The organism is Pseudomonas khavaziana (assembly GCF_036704165.1).
Taxonomy (GTDB): Bacteria; Pseudomonadota; Gammaproteobacteria; order Pseudomonadales; family Pseudomonadaceae; genus Aquipseudomonas; species Aquipseudomonas khavaziana.
Genome location: NZ_CP129946.1, coordinates 2973014 through 2990008, shown reverse-complemented (window position 1 = coordinate 2990008; position 16995 = coordinate 2973014). Strand labels below are relative to the sequence as shown.

General features: G+C 59.0%; 19 protein-coding genes. 11 read left to right on the top strand and 8 right to left on the bottom strand.

What is annotated here, in order from left to right; translation table 11 throughout:
• Positions 1 to 12 precede the first annotated feature (12 nt).
• Positions 13 to 282 (bottom strand): PepSY domain-containing protein, encoded by a 270-nt coding sequence (locus QYQ93_RS13200; protein WP_043050707.1) that lies wholly within the window; start codon positions 280 to 282, stop codon positions 13 to 15.
• 152 nt (positions 283 to 434) lie between these two features.
• Here QYQ93_RS13200 and QYQ93_RS13195 point away from each other — a divergent pair, with 152 nt between their 5' ends.
• From QYQ93_RS13195 to QYQ93_RS13165, 7 genes are all read left to right on the top strand, one after another.
• Complete coding sequence (locus QYQ93_RS13195) at positions 435 to 1430, top strand: FecR family protein (protein WP_043050706.1); 996 nt, start codon at positions 435 to 437, stop codon at positions 1428 to 1430.
• Positions 1431 to 1768: 338 nt separating this feature from the next.
• Complete coding sequence (locus tag QYQ93_RS13190) at positions 1769 to 2197, top strand: hypothetical protein (RefSeq protein ID WP_419178721.1); 429 nt, start codon at positions 1769 to 1771, stop codon at positions 2195 to 2197.
• Positions 2197 to 2748: an adhesin gene (locus QYQ93_RS13185; protein ID WP_338477150.1), complete on the top strand. Its 552-nt coding sequence runs from the start codon at positions 2197 to 2199 to the stop codon at positions 2746 to 2748. Before QYQ93_RS13190 ends, QYQ93_RS13185 begins: the two co-directional genes overlap by 1 nt.
• A gap of 68 nt (positions 2749 to 2816) precedes the next feature.
• Positions 2817 to 3554 carry a hypothetical protein gene (locus tag QYQ93_RS13180; RefSeq protein WP_043050703.1) on the top strand — a complete coding sequence of 246 codons (738 nt, stop codon included), beginning with the start codon at positions 2817 to 2819 and terminating at the stop codon, positions 3552 to 3554.
• Positions 3555 to 3615: 61 nt separating this feature from the next.
• A complete protein-coding gene (locus tag QYQ93_RS13175; RefSeq protein ID WP_338477149.1) occupies positions 3616 to 4296 on the top strand; it encodes a C39 family peptidase in 681 nt (226 codons plus the stop codon).
• 37 nt (positions 4297 to 4333) lie between these two features.
• A complete protein-coding gene (locus QYQ93_RS13170) occupies positions 4334 to 5077 on the top strand; it encodes a hypothetical protein (protein WP_338477148.1) in 744 nt (247 codons plus the stop codon).
• Positions 5078 to 5127: 50 nt separating this feature from the next.
• Positions 5128 to 6426 (top strand): autotransporter outer membrane beta-barrel domain-containing protein, encoded by a 1299-nt coding sequence (locus QYQ93_RS13165; RefSeq protein WP_043050700.1) that lies wholly within the window; start codon positions 5128 to 5130, stop codon positions 6424 to 6426.
• A gap of 269 nt (positions 6427 to 6695) precedes the next feature.
• On the opposite strand, the gene QYQ93_RS13160 is transcribed toward QYQ93_RS13165, so the two are convergent.
• Positions 6696 to 8018 (bottom strand): sigma-54 dependent transcriptional regulator, encoded by a 1323-nt coding sequence (locus QYQ93_RS13160; RefSeq protein ID WP_338477147.1) that lies wholly within the window; start codon positions 8016 to 8018, stop codon positions 6696 to 6698.
• 334 nt (positions 8019 to 8352) lie between these two features.
• Between QYQ93_RS13160 and QYQ93_RS13155 the strand changes: the two genes are divergently transcribed.
• Positions 8353 to 8613 (top strand): hypothetical protein, encoded by a 261-nt coding sequence (locus QYQ93_RS13155; RefSeq protein ID WP_043051608.1) that lies wholly within the window; start codon positions 8353 to 8355, stop codon positions 8611 to 8613.
• A gap of 65 nt (positions 8614 to 8678) precedes the next feature.
• Here QYQ93_RS13155 and QYQ93_RS13150 read toward each other — a convergent pair whose 3' ends face one another.
• Genes QYQ93_RS13150 through gnd form a run of 3 tightly spaced genes read right to left on the bottom strand, consistent with a single transcriptional unit; the run spans position 8679 to position 12003 of the window.
• Positions 8679 to 9503 (bottom strand): Cof-type HAD-IIB family hydrolase, encoded by an 825-nt coding sequence (locus tag QYQ93_RS13150; protein WP_043051609.1) that lies wholly within the window; start codon positions 9501 to 9503, stop codon positions 8679 to 8681.
• Complete coding sequence (gene zwf / locus QYQ93_RS13145) at positions 9500 to 11023, bottom strand: glucose-6-phosphate dehydrogenase (RefSeq protein ID WP_043051610.1); 1524 nt, start codon at positions 11021 to 11023, stop codon at positions 9500 to 9502. Before zwf ends, QYQ93_RS13150 begins: the two co-directional genes overlap by 4 nt.
• Entirely contained in the window at positions 11020 to 12003 is a 984-nt protein-coding gene (gene gnd / locus QYQ93_RS13140; RefSeq protein WP_338477146.1) for a phosphogluconate dehydrogenase (NAD(+)-dependent, decarboxylating), read from the bottom strand. The genes zwf and gnd overlap by 4 nt, the downstream gene beginning before the upstream one ends.
• Before the next feature lie 259 nt (positions 12004 to 12262).
• On the opposite strand from gnd, the gene QYQ93_RS13135 reads away from it, so the two are divergent.
• From QYQ93_RS13135 to QYQ93_RS13125, 3 genes are all read left to right on the top strand, one after another.
• On the top strand, positions 12263 to 12439 hold the full coding sequence (locus QYQ93_RS13135; RefSeq protein WP_156382907.1) for a DUF6026 family protein: 177 nt from the start codon (positions 12263 to 12265) through the stop codon (positions 12437 to 12439).
• A 154-nt stretch (positions 12440 to 12593) separates the two neighbouring features.
• Positions 12594 to 14336 (top strand): phosphoethanolamine transferase CptA, encoded by a 1743-nt coding sequence (locus QYQ93_RS13130; protein WP_217882906.1) that lies wholly within the window; start codon positions 12594 to 12596, stop codon positions 14334 to 14336.
• Positions 14337 to 14564: 228 nt separating this feature from the next.
• Complete coding sequence (locus tag QYQ93_RS13125) at positions 14565 to 14777, top strand: hypothetical protein (protein ID WP_043051613.1); 213 nt, start codon at positions 14565 to 14567, stop codon at positions 14775 to 14777.
• Between the two features lie 101 nt (positions 14778 to 14878).
• Here the strand turns inward: QYQ93_RS13125 and QYQ93_RS13120 are convergent, their stop codons facing one another.
• From QYQ93_RS13120 to QYQ93_RS13110, 3 genes are all read right to left on the bottom strand, one after another.
• A complete protein-coding gene (locus tag QYQ93_RS13120) occupies positions 14879 to 15370 on the bottom strand; it encodes a GNAT family N-acetyltransferase (RefSeq protein WP_338477145.1) in 492 nt (163 codons plus the stop codon).
• A 165-nt stretch (positions 15371 to 15535) separates the two neighbouring features.
• Positions 15536 to 16642: a cell division protein ZapE gene (zapE, locus tag QYQ93_RS13115; protein WP_338477144.1), complete on the bottom strand. Its 1107-nt coding sequence runs from the start codon at positions 16640 to 16642 to the stop codon at positions 15536 to 15538.
• Positions 16643 to 16657: 15 nt separating this feature from the next.
• Positions 16658 to 16993: a nuclear transport factor 2 family protein gene (locus tag QYQ93_RS13110; protein ID WP_043051616.1), complete on the bottom strand. Its 336-nt coding sequence runs from the start codon at positions 16991 to 16993 to the stop codon at positions 16658 to 16660.
• Between the last annotated feature and the right edge of the window lie 2 nt (positions 16994 to 16995).

The following is a 16995-nucleotide window of genomic DNA, read 5'->3' as shown; positions in this document are numbered from 1 at the left end:
CCAGCGGGCGAATCAGTCTTTCTGGTCGCGCAGGACATTGCCAGAGGCGCCGTCGATACGGGCTTCATAAACAGTGCCGTCGGATTTGCGTCCTTTGACTTCCCAGTAACCGTCGTTGTCGGCTTCAGCCGAGTAAACCTCGATATATCCGGCCTTGGTCTTCGCCACTTCAATGGCCTTTTCGATAGGGATCCAGCCGGCGCCCGGCTTATCGGCCAGGGCGGCGCCGGCGCTGAGCAGCGCAGAGGTTGCACACAGGGCGACTAAGGTTTTCTTCAACATATTCGTACTCCATTGTGGGAATGCCGGACACTTGTCCTGATATTTTAGGTATTACCAAATAAGAATAAGTTCCAATTGATGTGCAATCGCCATGATGGCGGTTCTCGCCGCCTGCCTTGGGGGGTTAGAATGCGGCAAACCAGGATGAGTCAATGAGCGAAAAGCCCCTTCCAGAAGCCGAATACGATGCGATCACCGATGCCGCTGCGCATTGGTGCATGCGCCTGCATGCTGCCGATTGCACGGCGGAGGAACGTCAGGCCTTCACCCAATGGCACGATGCCCATCCGCTGCACGCCTTCGAATATGCGGCCATGCTGGAAATCTGGGAGGTGGCCGATCACCTGCCCCGCCCCCCACCTGCCCCGAGGGTGCCCCACGTCAAGCCACGCAGCCGGTTACGCAACTACGCAGTGGCCGCAGCCGTCTGCCTTGCCGCATTGCCGCTTGCGGCCTTTACTGGCTGGGAAGCCGGTTGGTTGCCCAGTTCCTATGAACATTTCGAAGCTACCAATGGCCTGGAAAAAATCACCCTCGGCGATGGCAGCCTGGTGGAGTTGAACCTGGGCACCGAATTGGTCTACAGCCACTACAAGGATCAGCGCCGGGTCACCTTGAAAAAGGGCGAAGCGTTCTTCAAGGTGACCCACGACCGCGAACACCCGTTTATTGTGCGGGCCGGCGAAGGCCAGGTGCGGGTAACCGGTACCCAGTTCAACGTCTGGGAATACGACGAACAGGTGCGGGTGATATTGCTGGAAGGCTCGGTGCAGGTTTCCAGCGACGCGGAGCACGCCAGTGTACCGCTGAGCCCAGGCATGCAGGCCAGCTTTCGCCAGGGTGACGACACACCGCAAGTCGCCGCCATCAGCCCTGATGACAGCGCGCTGGCATGGCGCCACGGCAAACTGGTGCTCGACAACCTGCCCCTGGCGGATGCGCTGCCGCTGATCAACCGTTACCTGAAAACGCCGGTCATGCTGGCAGACGCCGGTACCGGCAAGATCCGCATCGGCGGTATCTACAATATCAACGAAGTCAGCAACCTCGTTCCCTCCCTGCCCAAGGTGCTGCCGGTCTACCTGACCCAGAACCAGGACGGCAACCCCGTACTCAATTCCATCCCAGGCAAAACCCCCAAGGGCTGAGCCCCCATGCGGGAGTGGGTTCGCTCACGCCCGCAGTCTCAGTTTTGAAACACCTCCTGCCCCTGGATCGCCCGCTTTGTGCGGTTTCATCCTTTTGTCATGGGCGGTGTTACATCGCTGAGACAGTGCGAGTTGAGGATGGGCCTGTCTCAAGCGCCGGGGGACTGTCTCAACGTTGAAACAGCATTGCCATCACTTTGCCTGGCTTTAAACATAACCATCTGTAAATCAACAAAAAATCAAAAGCGGCACGGCTTCTGCTCTTTCCCTGACAACGCTGTTTAGGGTCAGCGTGAAGCATAAGGACTGCCGCCGTGAACACACTTGCTCAAGGTTCGATGACCGCACTGCTGGTCAGCTGTGTACTCAGCGCCGGTATCAGTATTCCGAGCGTTGCCGGTGACGGCGTTATCGTCACGGGCCGCAATGTGCAGGGGCATATGGTCGGCCGCCCGGCCTTCGGCCCCGATCCCTACCCCACTACCGCCAACGCCAACCCCAGCAAAGAGATTATCAACGCCCTGTCCGGCGAACTCAGCGACGCGGATATTGGCGGTATCAGCAGCGGCGCAAGCCTCGCCCGCTCCATCCAGCCCAATGCCAGTTTGTCCGGCCTTGGCGCCACACAGCACGGCATGTCGACACTGGGTACTGGCGCAGCCGCCGGCCATGGTGCGGGCAGCAGTATGGGCGGGCAGATCAGCGACTCGATCCAGCGCGGCATGGCGCCTTTGAATAACCTCGGCAGCATGATGGGGGGCAAGTGATGAATCGCGCCCTGTTGATTTTCGCCCTGCTGGGCAGCGCCTCGGCCATGGCCGACAACACCGCGGTGATCAACAACAGCGGCCAGCAGTATGAAGGTGTGTTGTCGATCAACCAGGCAGCTGGCACCCAGCAACAAACGTCCAACAGCCGCGCGATTGCGCTCGATGGCCAGGCCACCACCGTCGACATCCAGAACCTCAATGGCAAGGTCGACCCGGCCCTGAACGCCAAGGCGGCGATCCAGGGCACTTCTTTTACCAATGGCAACGGTGTACTGGGCATCAACCAGTCGGCCGGGGCCAATAACCAATCGATCAATGCGGTGCGGATCAGCCTCAACCCTGGCCCGCAAAGCATCGATGACAGCGTCCTGTTGCAACAGAACACGACGACGCTGGCAACGGACTCAGGGCTCACCCCCACCACTGGCAGCCGCCAGGTCGTTACCAGCGACCAGGCCTTCACCGGCAGCCGAGGTGTGATTCAGGTGAACCAGAGTGCCGGGGTGGGGAACCGAGTGGCTAACACCCTGGGTATCACTATCAAGTGACCGCTTGATAGACGTTCGTTAGGCCGTACCAACACTTAACCAACTAATCAGAAGCAAGGAGAAACACCATGAAACCTCAAATGGCGCTCAAACCACTGGTTTTCGCTCTCGCCGCGCTCATGGCTGCTGCTGCTCAAGCGGGTGGCTGGCATCCAACCCCTCAACCCACCGGCGTGGTGGCTGCTGTTGTCACGGATGTGCAAAACAGTGCGGGCAACAAGTTCAACGACACCAAGACCGAAAACAACGCGTCTGCAGATGGCTCGGTAAACGGCAACAGTGGTAACACTGGAGTCAACAATCAGGCGGGCTCCGGTAACCTGGGTGACAACGCCGCTGCCATCTCCAGCGCCAAAGGTGACTTTGCCACGGTGTTTGCGGTGGTCGATGTGAATCAACGCAGTGCGGACAACAACTTCGTCAATAAAGGCACGCAAAACAACGCCTCCCTGGACGGCTCCCTCATCGGCAACTCTGGCAACCTGGGTTACAACGGCCAGGCCGGGCAAGGCAACGAGGGTAAAAACAACCTGGCCATCACCACCGCCGACGGCAAGAACATCGCAGCAGCTTCCAACACCGAGCAAACCTCGCTTAACAACACCTATCTCAATGCGGCCGCCAGTAGCCATGGTTACGGTGGCAAGCCCCAGTACGTGTCCAACAACGCAAGCCTCGACAACTCGATCAACCGCAACTCCGGTAACGTAGGAGTAAACCTGCAAGCTGGTCAGGGCAATATCGGCAGCAACAGCCTGTCGATCGGCCAGGGTTGCAGCGTCTGCAGCAGCAGCGTGCGCTTCTGATCCAACGGGGCCTTGGCAACAAGGCCCTTTCTTATTCCAGTGTCCAGCAGGTGAATCGATCATGCGCCTTGCGACCTTCACCCTCCTGATGTTGCTCACCGGCACGACCTGGGCAGGCACCATGGCGATCTCCGCCATGCCCGGCGGCGCGGTGATCTACAAGAAGGTCGAGAGCATCCGTGAGCGCCGCTTCGCCAACCTGGTGGAACAGAAAACCGATTTCAGCTGCGGTGCGGCAGCGCTCGCCACCATCTTGCGCCAGGCCTATTGGCTGGATGTCGACGAAGCCCACATCATCAAAGGCATGCTGGTCACTGCCGACCAGGACCTAGTACGAACCCAGGGCTTTTCCATGCTGGACATGAAGCGCTACCTCGAAAGCATCGGCATGCGTGCCCGCGGCTACAAGATCGCGCCGGATACCTTGCTGACCGTGAAGATCCCGGTGGTGGTGCTGCTGGAAATCCGTGGCTACAAGCACTTCGTGGTGATGCAGCGGGCCGACAAGGACTGGGTGTATATCGGCGACCCGGTACTGGGCCACAAGCGCTATTCCCGTGACGATTTCGTCAAAGGCTGGAATGGCATTGTCTTCGCCGTACTGGGTGAGGGTTACGACAAGGCCAATGTCTTGCTCGATCCGCCCATGCCGCTGACCGCCAAGAGCCAGATGAATGAGTTCAAGCCGGTGGGCGATGCAGAGCTGATGGATTTCGGTTTTATCCAGAGCGACTTCTTCTAGAAGCGCAATAAGGGGCAGGACGCCCCAGGAGCCACAGATGAATACTCGCCGTTGGCTGACGCTGTTGTGCGTGGCAGCCTCAATGCCCGCTTATGCGTCATCGGGGTTCAAGCCCATCGAACTCAAGGACGCGGAAATGGCCGAGCTGCGTGGCCGCTATGTGATGCCGGGGCGCATCATCAGCTTCGGCATCGTCATGAGCAGCACCTGGACCAATGCCGTCGGTGACAGCATCACCGGCACGGCGAACATGCAGATCGACAAGACCACTATCACCCCGCAGTTCTATGTGCAAACCACCGGTTCGGCCGGCACCGGCGCGCCTCCAACCACCGGCACCGGCAACGTGGTCGGCGGGGCGGGCCTGGGCAGCGGCCAGGGCGTGACCCAAAGTGTGCGCACGGCCGGCGATGGCAACACCGCCTACAACAATGTCGGCATCAATGTCGAGAACGGCGGTGCCCCCGCCAACAACCTCCAATCCGGACAGGTGCTGATGGCCGGCGGTACCGTGAGCGGTGACAGCGCAGCGGGCCGCGTCAGCGTATCGGCCAACAATGGCGGCGTGCAGATGGCGATCCAGGCCAACCACAACCAAGGCAGCAGCCTGCAGCAGATCGGCGGCGGCAACGTGCTGCAGGGAACGGTGCTGACCGGCAATACCAACCTTGTCAGAAATATCACTCAGATCAACGTGGTGATGAACAATAACGGCTTGAATAACGCCGCGTTGAATTGCAATTTGGATCAGCTCAAAGGCCTACGTACGCTCGGTTATTGAACTACGCTGACCCTTCGACACTTACGCATTAGTAAAGGACGGCTTATTTCATGCATCGATCGTTATCGCTACGTGCGGTGGTTTGTTTAAGTACGCTCTTGCCCGCATCCCTGTTGTATGCCGCGCCAGACGCCGACATCGAAACCCTGAAGAAGGAACTCCTGGAACTCAAGCAACGTTATGACGTGCAGCAAAAAGCCTTGGCGGTTCTGGAGCAACGTGTGCGCCAAGTCGAGGATCAACCGGCGACGCCCGCCCCCAGGCGCCTGGCCAAATCACCTGCCGACTTCAAGAATGGCGGTAACGCTGTCGCGGCCTCGGGGGCTGGAGCCGCAGCCGCCTCAGGTGGTGCAGGCAGTTCCTACGGCCAGTCCCTCAAGGACGACTCGGCCCCCGCGCAAAGTGTGAGCAACCTCTACAACGAAGCCAGCGGCTTCTTCGGCAACGGCAAGTTCAGCGTTGAAACCGGCATCACCTATGCCCGCTATGACGCGCGCCAATTGACCCTCAATGGTTTCCTCGCACTGGACTCGATCTTCCTCGGCAACATCAACCTGGACCGGATCAAGTCCGACAGCTGGACCCTGGACCTCACCGGGCGCTACAACGTTGACAACCGTTGGCAGTTCGACCTGAACGTACCGGTGGTGTACCGCGACTCGACCTACCAGTCGGCCGGCGCCGGCAACGATGCCACCGCCACCTCGGAAGGCTCGGTGACCCGCGACCCAACCATTGGCGATGTCAACTTTGGCGTGGCCTACAAGTTTCTCGACGAAACCCCGACCTTGCCGGATGCGGTGGTGTCTGTACGGGTCAAGGCGCCCACGGGTAAAGAGCCTTTCGGCATCAAGCTGGTCAGGCAGCCCAACAACGACAACCTCTACCTGCCGGAAAGCCTGCCGACGGGCAACGGGGTATGGTCGGTCACACCGGGCATTTCCCTGGTCAAGACCTTCGACCCGGCAGTGTTGTTTGGCTCGCTGTCGTATACCCACAACTTTGAAGACTCGTTCGATGACATCAGCAGTGACATCAATCAAAAGGTCGGAGGCAAGGTACGCCTGGGCGACAGCTTCCAGTTCGGTGTCGGCGTGGCCTTCGCGCTCAACGAAAAGATGAGCATGTCGTTCTCGGTCTCCGACCTGGTGCAGCGTAAGAGCAAGCTCAAGCCGGACGGCGGCGACTGGCAATCAGTGGTCTCCAGCGATGCCAATGCGGGCTATTTCAACGTGGGCATGACCATTGCCGCCTCGGATAACCTGACCATCGTGCCGAACCTGGCGATCGGCATGACCGATGATGCACCGGACTTTACGTTCAGCCTGAAATTTCCGTATTACTTCTGACTACACCCCGATAGCGGTGGCTCAGCTGCAGGTAAGTGGCTGGCACACTGCTATCGGGGGCAAGCCCCCTCCCACATTTGGGCAACATTCCTTCAGTTGAACACTGCCGCGCCAGACTTCCGAACCTTTGCGGCGGCTCGCAACTACCAAACCCAGCAGACTGACACATATCAAAATGTGGGAGGGGGCTTGCCCCCGATAGCAGTGTGTCATTCACTTATCTATAGCTGACACACCTCCATCGGGAGCGAGCCCTTCCACAACCCGCCCTAGCGAATCTGGTGTTTGTGCAGCAACCGGTAGAACGTCGGCCGGGAAATGCCCAGCACACGGGCGGCGACACTCAGGTTGTCGCTGTGCCGGTCGAGCACATCGCACAGCGCCTGGCGCTCGGCGCGGTGCTTGTAATCTTCAAGTGTCGCCATCGGCGCCGAAAGGGCCTGCTGGCTTTGCAACCCCAGATCCACGGCTTCAATCTGGCGGCCTTCTGCCAACACCAGGCCGCGGCGCACGCGGTTGGCCAGTTCGCGCACATTGCCCGGCCAAGGGTGTTGCCCCATCGCCACCAGCGCGTGCTCGCTGAAACTGCGCGGGCGCCGGCCGGTTTCCCGACTGTAGAAACGCGAAAAGTGGTTGGCCAGCATCGCCACGTCGCCATGGCGCTCGCGCAAAGGCGCGGTGACCACTTGCAGGACATTCAGGCGGTAATACAGGTCTTCGCGAAAGGCGCCGGTCTCCACCGCAGCTTCAAGATTGACATGGGTCGCGGCAAGCACCCGCACATCCACCGGGATCGGCTGACTGCCACCGACGCGCTCAATGTGTTTTTCCTGCAGGAAACGCAAAAGGTTGGCTTGCAGCTCCAACGGTAGGTCACCGATTTCATCCAGGAACAGCGTGCCACCGTTGGCGGCCTCAATGCGCCCCACCTTGCGCTGATGAGCGCCGGTGAACGCACCTTTTTCGTGGCCGAACAGTTCGGATTGGATCAGGTGTTCAGGGATGGCGCCGCAATTGATCGCCACGAAGGGTTTGGCGTGCCGTTGGGATTGGCGGTGCAAGGTCTTGGCTACCAGCTCTTTACCGGTGCCGCTGTCGCCGCGGATCAACACAGGGGATTCAGTGGGGGCCAACTTGGCCAACAATTTGCGCAGTTCGCGAATGGGGCGGCTATCGCCCAACAGCTCGTGGGGCTCATCCACAGGCGCGTAACCCTTGCCACGCAATCGCGCCATGCCAAACGCACGCCCGATGGTCACCTGGACCCGGGCCACATCGAACGGCAAGGTATGGAAGTCAAAGAACCATTCGCAGACAAAATCACCGACGTTCTGCAGGCGTAATACATCTGGGCTTAGGACCGCAATCCACTCGGTGCCGCTACGGCCAATCAACTCCTTGACCGCTTCGGGGCGCTCCAGATGGCTGGGCTGCAAGCGCAGCAGGCCCACGTCGCAGGAGCGCTCACCTACCGCCTGCAAGGCACAACTGTCCACTTCCCAGCCGGCCGTGCGCAAGCCGGGTAATAAGTCGTGGCAGTCGTCACAGGGGTCGACCACCAGCAAGCGACGCTGGACGGGTGTCACAAGCATGACGATTCCTTGGCGCCAGATTTATTAAAGTTATTTATAAACAAGGGTTTGTGGCGCCTGCCGGTAACCCTAGCAAGATATTGACGCATGGCTTGTACCATTTCGCTATAAGTGCGGGCAAAAAGCCATGTAGCTCGCGCAAGTTCCCGGCGGCCGAAACTTTTATTCAGCTATCAAAACAGGCGCTTAAATGACGTCAATCAGGGAAAGTTAAAATTTCTTGCTCTAGCATGTGACCCGCACCCCATCATCGTGCATCAGTACAAGTAACCCACCGTACGGTCAGCCCAACCGCCGGTACTCACTTGAATGGGCATACAGAGAGAAGACCCAAATGAACGCTCCGCTGCGCATCAACGAAGCTCTTTTGATTGCAGACCGTGCCTTCCAACCCTTCCAGTGCGTGGCCTGGCACGATGGCAATGGCGCCCTCAGCCTGAGCGTCATCGACCGTACCAATACCCGTATCGGCAGCAAACAGCTGTCATCGAAGACTTATACCGATCCAGCGCAATTGGAAAACCTGTTGTTGCAGGCTCGCGCCGAGCTCGATAAAGATGGCTACCAGTTGCAGCACTGGGCAATGCCGAAGTAATTCACTACAACAACTTCCAGCCCTTGGGAAACATTGGCTGGAAGTTGTGCAGCGAGACTTCAGGTTTAACGTGCCGCGAGAATAAACCGTTCGAACGCCTCGGCAGCACCGTCGTCGATATTGCTGCCGGTGACCACATTGGCCTGGCGTTTGACGGTTTCTTCGGCTTGGCCCATGGCAATCGATAAACCGGCCACATGAAACATCGCCGGGTCATTACCGCCGTCGCCGATGGCTGCGGTCTGTTCAAGCGGCACCCCAAGGTGCGCTGCCAGGGTCTTCAAGGCTTCGCCTTTATTGGCCAGCATCGCCGTCACGTCCAGGTACACCGGTTGCGAACGCGACACCTGGGCCAACCCTTGCACCTTCGGCTGCAATTGCGCCTCCAGCTCCACCAGCAACTGCGTGTTGTTACTGGCAGCTACGATCTTGTCGACGCGATCCAGGTAGGGCTCGAAACTCTCCACCACCACTGGCCCGTATCCTAAGCCATCGGCTTCGCGCTGCACCATCGGCCCCGGCGGGTCACGGCGCAGCCAGTCGCCGTCGGCAAACACCCAGACTTCCACGTCCGCTTCGGCCGAAAACAGCGCCAGGGTGACCAGCGCCGCCTCTGCGGGCAGATGGTGTGCAACCAGGATGCTGCCATCGGGGTTGACCAGCGTACCGCCATTGAAACCGGCCACCGGCACATCGATGCCAAACGTCTCGATCAGATGCAGCATGGCCTTGGGCGGACGCCCGCTGGCCAGGCTGAATAGCACACCGGCTTCACGCATCGCACGAATCGCGTCGGCGGTCCGCTGGCTGAGGCTGTGGTCGGGATGCAATAAAGTCCCGTCCACATCACTGAGAACAAATCGGATGGGATGAATCGCCGCGTCACTCATCCGAGGCTATGCCAGGTGCGGCCATCACGGGCCAGCAGCGCGTCTGCCGCCGCGGGGCCATCTTCACCGGCCTTGTACGCCTGGATGCCGTCATCTTCCTTCCAGGCATCGAGGAATGGCTGCACCGCACGCCAACCGTTCTCGATATTGTCGGCACGCTGGAACAAGGTCTGGTCGCCGGTCATGCAGTCGTAGATCAGGGTTTCGTACCCCGTCGACGGTTGCATCTCGAAGAAATCCTTGTAGTCAAAACCCAGCTCGATATTGGCCATCTCCAGGGTCGGCCCAGGCTTCTTGGCCAGCAGGTCGAACCACATGCCTTCGTTCGGCTGGATCTGGATTTTCAGGTAGGTGGGTTTGAGCTCATCGACTTCGGTGTCGCGGAACTGTGCATAGGGTGCGTGCTTGAAGCAGATCACGATCTCAGTATCGCGAATGCTCATGCGTTTGCCGGTACGCAGGTAGAACGGCACGCCAACCCAGCGCCAGTTGTCGATCATCACCTTGAGGGCGACGAAGGTCTCGGTGCTGCTGTCAGGCGCAACGTTGGCTTCCTCGCGATAGCCTGGCAGCGCCTTGCCGGCGATTTCGCCGGCGGTGTACTGACCGCGAACCGAGTTGGCTCGGGCATCCTCCAAAGACCAGGGGCGGATCGCACCGACCACCTTGGCCTTCTCGCCACGCACCGCATCGGCGCCAAAGGCGGCCGGCGGTTCCATGGCGACCATCGCCAGCAACTGGAACAGGTGATTGGGCACCATGTCGCGCAGGGTGCCGGTTTTCTCGAAGAAATTGCCCCGGGTTTCCACACCGACCGTTTCGGCAGCGGTGATTTGCACGTGGTCGATGTAGTGGTTGTTCCAGAACGCTTCGAACAGCACGTTGGAGAAACGGCTGATCAAGATGTTCTGCACCGTTTCCTTGCCCAGGTAATGGTCGATGCGATAGATCTGCTTCTCGCTCATCACCTTGAGCAGGCACGCATTCAGCGCCTCGGCGGTGGCCAGGTCGGAGCCGAACGGCTTCTCGATGACCACGCGCCGAAAGCCCTCATCCGTTTCGTTCAGCAGCCCGGCACTGCCCAGGCGCTGCACCACTTCACTGAAGAAGCGCGGTGCCGTGGCCAGGTAGAACACCGCGTTGGCGGTGCCGCTGTCGGCGATCTTCTGCGCGATATCCGCGTAGGTGCTGTCGTCGAGGAAGTCGCCCTCGACGTAGCTGATGCCCTTGGCCAATTTTGCCCACATCGCCGGGTCGAGGGCATTTTCCGCATTGCCGCGCACCTTGCTGGCGGCCTCGGTGCGAATGAAGTCCTCAAGCTTCTTGGCGAAGTCGGCGTCGCTGATGGCGTTGTGATCAACGCCGACAATGCGCAGGCCATCGCCCAGCAGCCCGTCGCGGCTCAGGTTATACAGCGCCGGCATGAGCAGGCGTTTGACCAGGTCGCCATGGGCGCCAAACAGAAACAACGTGGTAGGTGGAGCGGGTTCGGCCTTGGGTTTCTTGCCGTTGGCGGTCATTTTTTTGAAGTCTCCACATGGCCACCAAAGCCGAAGCGCATGGCAGACAGCATTTTGTCACCGTAGGTGCTCTGCTGGCGGGAACGGAAACGCGCAAACAGCGACGTCGACAGCACCGGCACCGGCACCGCCTGTTCCATGGCCGCTTCGATGGTCCAGCGACCTTCACCGCTGTCGGCCACGGAACCGGAGTAGCCATCGAGCTTCGGATCGGTGGCCAGGGCGTCGGCGGTCAGGTCCAGCAGCCAGGACGAGACCACGCTGCCACGGCGCCAGACTTCGGCGATATCGGCAACGTTGAGGTCGAAACGCTGGTCTTCCGGCAGGTTTTCCGAGTTCTTGGTCTTGAGGATGTCAAAACCTTCGGCAAACGCCTGCATCATTCCGTACTCGATGCCGTTATGGATCATCTTGACGAAGTGACCGGAGCCCGCTGGGCCGGCATGGATATAACCGTGCTCGGCACGCGGGTCGGCAGAGGGCGAACGGTCCTTGGTGCGCGGGATGTTGCCCAGGCCCGGTGCCAGGCTCTTGAAGATCGGATCAAGGCGCTGCACGGTCTCGACGTCGCCACCGATCATCATGCAGTAGCCACGCTCCAGGCCCCATACGCCGCCCGAGGTGCCGACATCGACATAGTGCAGGCCCTTTTCCGCCAGGGCCTTGCCGCGACGCACGTCGTCCTTGTAGTTGGTGTTGCCGCCGTCGATGATTACATCGCCGTCTTCCAGTAGCTCGCTCAGCGCATTGATGGTGTCTTCAGTGGGCGCGCCCGCTGGCAACATCACCCAGACGGCACGTGGCTTTTGCAGGCCGGCCACCAGGGCATTCAAGTCGGCGACGCCGGTAGCGCCCTCTTCGCTCAGGCCTTTGACAAAGGCTTCGTTACGGTCGTATACAACGGTGGTATGCCCATTGAGCATCAGGCGCCGCGCAATGTTACCGCCCATGCGGCCTAGTCCGATAATCCCCAGTTGCATGTGCTGATGCTCCTAACTGCTAAAAAATGTGTGACATAGTTTATAGCGCAATGAGGCTAATGAGGGTTAGTCCAGAGCGGATCCGTGTAGTTTCATGACAAAAAAATTGCCATCGTTTCACCATCACCGTCGGAAAAGTCACACGACCGCGAAAAATAAAAAAGTTCCCTTGTCTCGCAAAAGAATTCAAACTTGCTCTCGACTGTTGCTGGAAACCTGTTCCGGCACCGCGATCTACCGGCTATTTGCGAGGTAAGCAATGAGCACAGCACAGATGACCCGCCCGCCACAGACCCTCTACGTCAGCATCCGCCGCGATGAATTGCGTCAGTTGAAAGACGAGCGTGATCAGTTGCAGCAGGAAGTCCTGCGCCTGCGCTCGTACCTTCAAAGCCAGCTCGAATTGCCGTCTGACGCCAAGCCTGCGCTCTGCTGAACGCTTCTGGTTAGTTTGTAAGGCAATACTTACAGAAAACTCACAAAGTTTTCACACACCTATCCCGATACTCCCGCCCGCGATGCCGCTCACTTCCTGAGCGGCCCGATGTCGCGCGCCTGTGCGCGACAATCATTCTCTGATGGGGCGCTGGATGGCGATGTTCAAACGCAGCACGACGACTGCGAAAGGTTTTGATTGGGCCGGCCTGGGTTGGCTATTCCTGTTTTTCTGGTACTTCTCGGGTATCACCCAGCTTCTTATCCAATTGACCGGTACCTCCGGTTTCAGTGGTTTCCGCCAAGCCTTCTTCATGAGTGCGCTGTGGCTGGCACCGATGTTGCTGTTCCCGCGCCGTACGCGTTTGCTCGCCGCCCTGATCGGCGTGGTGCTGTGGGCCTGCTCCATGGCGAGCCTGGGTTATTTCTTCATTTACCAGCAGGAATTTTCCCAGAGCGTCATCTTCATCATGTTCGAATCGAACATCTCTGAAGCCGGCGAATACGCGACCCAATATTTTGCCTGGTGGATCGTGCTGGCATTTATTGCCCACACCGCCTTCGCCATTTTCCTCTGGACACGCCTGCGCCCTGTGTACCTGCCGCGCGGCCAGTCGATCGTGGCAGCGGTGGCCATCGTCCTGGCTGTTGTGGGCTACCCGCTGGTCAAGCAGATCGCTACCAGCGAAACCATGGAATTGGCCATCGACCGTTTCGAGACCCGTATCGAACCGGCAGTGCCTTGGCAGATGATCGTCGCCTACCGTCGCTACACCGAACAGTTGGACAATATGCAAGGCATGCTGACCAGTGCCAGCCAGATCCCGCCATTGAAGAACCTCAAGGACAGCATGGCCGGCCAGCCGTCCACTCTGGTGCTGGTGATCGGCGAGTCCACCAACCGCCAGCGCATGAGCCTCTACGGTTACCCGCGCAATACCACGCCGGAACTGGACAAGCTGCGCGACCAACTGGCCGTGTTCGATAACGTCATCACCCCGCGCCCCTACACTATTGAAGCGCTGCAACAGGTGCTGACCTTTGCCGACGAAGAAAACCCGGACCTGTACCTCAAGACACCGTCGATTGTCAGCGTAATGAAGCAGGCTGGTTACAAGACCTTCTGGATCACCAACCAGCAGACCATGACCAAGCGCAACACCATGCTCACGACCTTTTCCGAACAGGCTGACGAGCAGGTGTACTTGAACAACAACCGCAACCAGAACGCCCGTCAGTACGACGGCGATGTGCTGGCGCCGTTCTCCAAGGCTCTGGCCGATACCGCTGAGCGCAAGTTCATCGTGGTACACCTGCTGGGCACTCACATGAGTTATCAGTACCGCTACCCGCCGACCTTCGACAAGTTCACTGACCGCCAGGGCGTGCCCGCGGGTGTCAGCGATGCGCAGTTGCCGACGTACAACAGCTACGACAACGCCGTGCTGTACAACGACTTCGTGGTCTCCAGCCTGATCAAGGACTACGCCAAGACCGACCCCAACGGTTTCCTGCTTTACCTCTCGGACCATGGCGAAGACGTGTTCGATTCTGCCGGCCACGACACCCTGGGCCGCAACGAAGGCAAGCCGACTGCGCCGATGTACACTATCCCGTTCATGGCCTACGCCTCACCGAAGTGGCGCGAAAGCCACGACTGGAGCTTCGCCGCAGACCTGCAGCGGCCTTACAGCAGCTCACAGCTGATCCACACCTGGGCCGACATGGCCGGCTTGAGTTTTGACGAGCTGGACCATAGCAAGAGCCTGGTCAGCGACAGCTTCAAACCGCGTCCATTGTTGATCGGCAACCCTTACGAAACCAAGCAGAAGGCGTTGATCGACTTCAGCCTGATCAAGCCGAAGAAGGTCGATAGCAGTGAAGTGGTACTGAAGTAAACCTGGGTCAGGCGACAGAACGATACAATCATTCTCGTCCTGGCCTGACGTTCTTCATCCCCTGGCGTCTTTGAACGCTGCCCCGCAAAGTGCCTGCGAAGTTAACGAAAGTGTTAACTTCGCAGGCACTTTGCGTTAACTCCCACTTAATACGATACGGCCATAGTCGCTCCATGATTCTGATCAAGGAACGGCCAGACACCTATCACTCTTAATGGGAATACTGCGATGAAACTCTCAACCTTGATGATTGCCAGCCTGATGACACTGACCTCCGCCGCGGCCTTTGCAGAGGGCGGTTCAGAGCGCTCAAAGGAGTTTTACCAGAACTTCAGCTTCATTCAGCAACAAACTCATGGCGCAGCTGAGCAGCGAATGGCTTCCGCCGACGGCAAGACGTTGAAGGTCGACACCGTCAACGAGGAACAACCGAACAGTTGATTTAATGTTTATTTAATCTGCAACACCCTGCGCCATCCTGCTCCGTTGGCAAAGTGCATTGGGCGCCATTTAATGGCGCCCTTTTTTTTGCACGGTACTTATTAAAGCGACTTGCTCCAGAACAACATACGCCCATGATCCGGATCAAAAACTGAATCATCGAAACCATACTTTCGGTACGCCGACTGTGCCAGTTCATTACCTTCAAGCACTTCCAGGGTGATTTTGCAGCAGCCGCGCTGCCGAGCGATTTCCTCGACCTTCTGCAGCATTTTCTGACTCAACCCCAAGCCACGAAACCTATCCATCACTACCACGTCGTGGACGTTGACCAACGGGCGGCAGGCAAAGGTTGAGAAACCTTCAAAACAATTGACCAACCCCGCCGGCTCGCCACCGACAAACGCCAGTACGCTGAACGCGTGTGGGCGCTTGGCCAACTCGGCAGGCAACTGCTGCAAAAGATCAGCCGCCAAGGTGTAGCCGCCGCCCATCGGATCTTCAGCATAGTGATTGAGCAACAGGCCGATGGCATCGGCATGCACGGCGTTGGTGTAGCTGGCTTGCAGCACCAGGATGTCTGGGGTGTCCATTTCCTTCCTCGATAACGACAACCAGGGATTCGTTTCCCTTTGAGAGCTGCGATTGTAAGCGCGGAGTCGGCAACAGATGAAGGAGATTAACTACAAATGCCCGACAGAAATCGCGAAGGTTGAACACATCAAAACCCGCAATCACCCCTGAAACGACGATTTTTCCTAGGCAGCGAAGCGCTGCAACTGCATTGCCTGCAAACGGCTCAGGGTGCGACGGAAAGGAAATTCCAGGTAGCCTTCGGTGTAAAGGCTATCCAATGGCACCGCGGCGTCGATAAAGAGCGGCACCTTACGGTCGTAGCATTCGTCCACCAACGCGATAAAGCGCCGCACGCTGTCATCGTGCACCGACAACTGCGGCAATTCGCGGTCCCCCGCCGCCACGCGCTCGGCTCCATCCTCGGTGCCACGGGCAATCCGCCCCGCACGCTGTTGTGCGCTGAGGTTGGGAACGTCGCCCAACAGGATGGCCTGGTAGCGGTCACACAACAGCATGAAGTCCATGGCGGCCAGGGGTTGCTCGCACAGTTCGGCATAACGACACCAGAGCACCCTGTCACTGGCCTGTACAGCCACAATGGAACGGTGACCTACGCTCACTGCCCCGCTGACCACACGCTGGCCCAGGCTTAATTGCTTGAACACCGCAGCCAGCGCAGCGGGTTGGTTCACCCAGTATCGCTGCATGCCCGCACCGGGATGCAAGCGATGGTCCTCGCCTCCGTCCACTGCCACCACCTGCATGTGCCGCTGGAGTGCAACGATGCCCGGCAGGAAACGCTCGCGATTGAAGCCATCGGCGTACAGCTGGTCGGGCGGCTGGTTGGAGGTGCACACCATCACCACGCCCTCCTCGAACATCACCTGGAACAGGCGGCCGAGGATGATCGCGTCACCGATGTCATTCACAAACAGCTCATCGAAGCACAGCACCCGCACCTCCCGGCTCAACTCCCGGGCCAACGCCTGCAACGGATCCTGGGTTCCCGTGAGCTGGAACAAACGTTGGTGAACCCACCCCATGAAGTGATGAAAATGCTGGCGCCGCGCAGGCACACGCAGGCTTTGGTAGAACTGGTCCATCAGCCAGGTCTTGCCGCGGCCTACCGGCCCCCACAGGTAAATCCCGGCAATCGGCGAACGGCCTTGGTGCAAGGTTTCGTGACAGGCTTGCAGGGCCCGCACCGCCTGCTGCTGGGCATCGTCAGGGACGAAACCTTGCTGGGCGATGGCATGTTGGTAAGCGGCGAGCGGCGAGTCGAAAGTCATGCGTGCCAGTATGACTTACGCGCAGATATCCAGCCGTGAAATCTTGCCCTGTTCGTTCAGCCGAAAGGTGTAGCGCAGCTCCAGCGGACTGCCGGGGAAATTACCGGAGACGATATTGCTGACCAGCACTTTGCCGGTGCGTTGCTGCACGCTGAGCACCTCGACCCGTGGCTGGTAGCGGCGGCCGGTATCTTCCATCCAGCGTGCAATGGCGGCCGTACCCACCTGATGTTCGCCTTCATCGAATACATTGGCATCGTCAGCGAAACACTGGGGGATCGCGGTGATGTCGCCGGTATTGGTTGCTGCAATATAAGCCACGATGGCCGGGGCCAACTCGGGAAAAGACATGG

Bases quoted from the DNA above. Each gene is read 5' to 3' on its own strand.
- QYQ93_RS13165 (WP_043050700.1), top strand. From the start codon at position 5,128: ATGCATCGATCGTTATCGCTACGTGCGGTGGTTTGTTTAAGTACGCTC.
- QYQ93_RS13150 (WP_043051609.1), bottom strand. From the start codon at position 9,503: ATGAGTGACGCGGCGATTCATCCCATCCGATTTGTTCTCAGTGATGTG.
- gnd (WP_338477146.1), bottom strand. From the start codon at position 12,003: ATGCAACTGGGGATTATCGGACTAGGCCGCATGGGCGGTAACATTGCG.
- QYQ93_RS13200 (WP_043050707.1), bottom strand. From the start codon at position 282: ATGTTGAAGAAAACCTTAGTCGCCCTGTGTGCAACCTCTGCGCTGCTC.
- QYQ93_RS13195 (WP_043050706.1), top strand. From the start codon at position 435: ATGAGCGAAAAGCCCCTTCCAGAAGCCGAATACGATGCGATCACCGAT.
- QYQ93_RS13125 (WP_043051613.1), top strand. From the start codon at position 14,565: ATGAAACTCTCAACCTTGATGATTGCCAGCCTGATGACACTGACCTCC.
- QYQ93_RS13185 (WP_338477150.1), top strand. From the start codon at position 2,197: ATGAATCGCGCCCTGTTGATTTTCGCCCTGCTGGGCAGCGCCTCGGCC.
- QYQ93_RS13160 (WP_338477147.1), bottom strand. From the start codon at position 8,018: ATGCTTGTGACACCCGTCCAGCGTCGCTTGCTGGTGGTCGACCCCTGT.
- QYQ93_RS13190 (WP_419178721.1), top strand. From the start codon at position 1,769: ATGACCGCACTGCTGGTCAGCTGTGTACTCAGCGCCGGTATCAGTATT.
- QYQ93_RS13135 (WP_156382907.1), top strand. From the start codon at position 12,263: ATGAGCACAGCACAGATGACCCGCCCGCCACAGACCCTCTACGTCAGC.
- QYQ93_RS13110 (WP_043051616.1), bottom strand. From the start codon at position 16,993: ATGTCTTTTCCCGAGTTGGCCCCGGCCATCGTGGCTTATATTGCAGCA.
- zwf (WP_043051610.1), bottom strand. From the start codon at position 11,023: ATGACCGCCAACGGCAAGAAACCCAAGGCCGAACCCGCTCCACCTACC.
- QYQ93_RS13120 (WP_338477145.1), bottom strand. From the start codon at position 15,370: ATGGACACCCCAGACATCCTGGTGCTGCAAGCCAGCTACACCAACGCC.
- QYQ93_RS13155 (WP_043051608.1), top strand. From the start codon at position 8,353: ATGAACGCTCCGCTGCGCATCAACGAAGCTCTTTTGATTGCAGACCGT.
- QYQ93_RS13130 (WP_217882906.1), top strand. From the start codon at position 12,594: ATGGCGATGTTCAAACGCAGCACGACGACTGCGAAAGGTTTTGATTGG.
- zapE (WP_338477144.1), bottom strand. From the start codon at position 16,642: ATGACTTTCGACTCGCCGCTCGCCGCTTACCAACATGCCATCGCCCAG.
- QYQ93_RS13175 (WP_338477149.1), top strand. From the start codon at position 3,616: ATGCGCCTTGCGACCTTCACCCTCCTGATGTTGCTCACCGGCACGACC.
- QYQ93_RS13170 (WP_338477148.1), top strand. From the start codon at position 4,334: ATGAATACTCGCCGTTGGCTGACGCTGTTGTGCGTGGCAGCCTCAATG.
- QYQ93_RS13180 (WP_043050703.1), top strand. From the start codon at position 2,817: ATGAAACCTCAAATGGCGCTCAAACCACTGGTTTTCGCTCTCGCCGCG.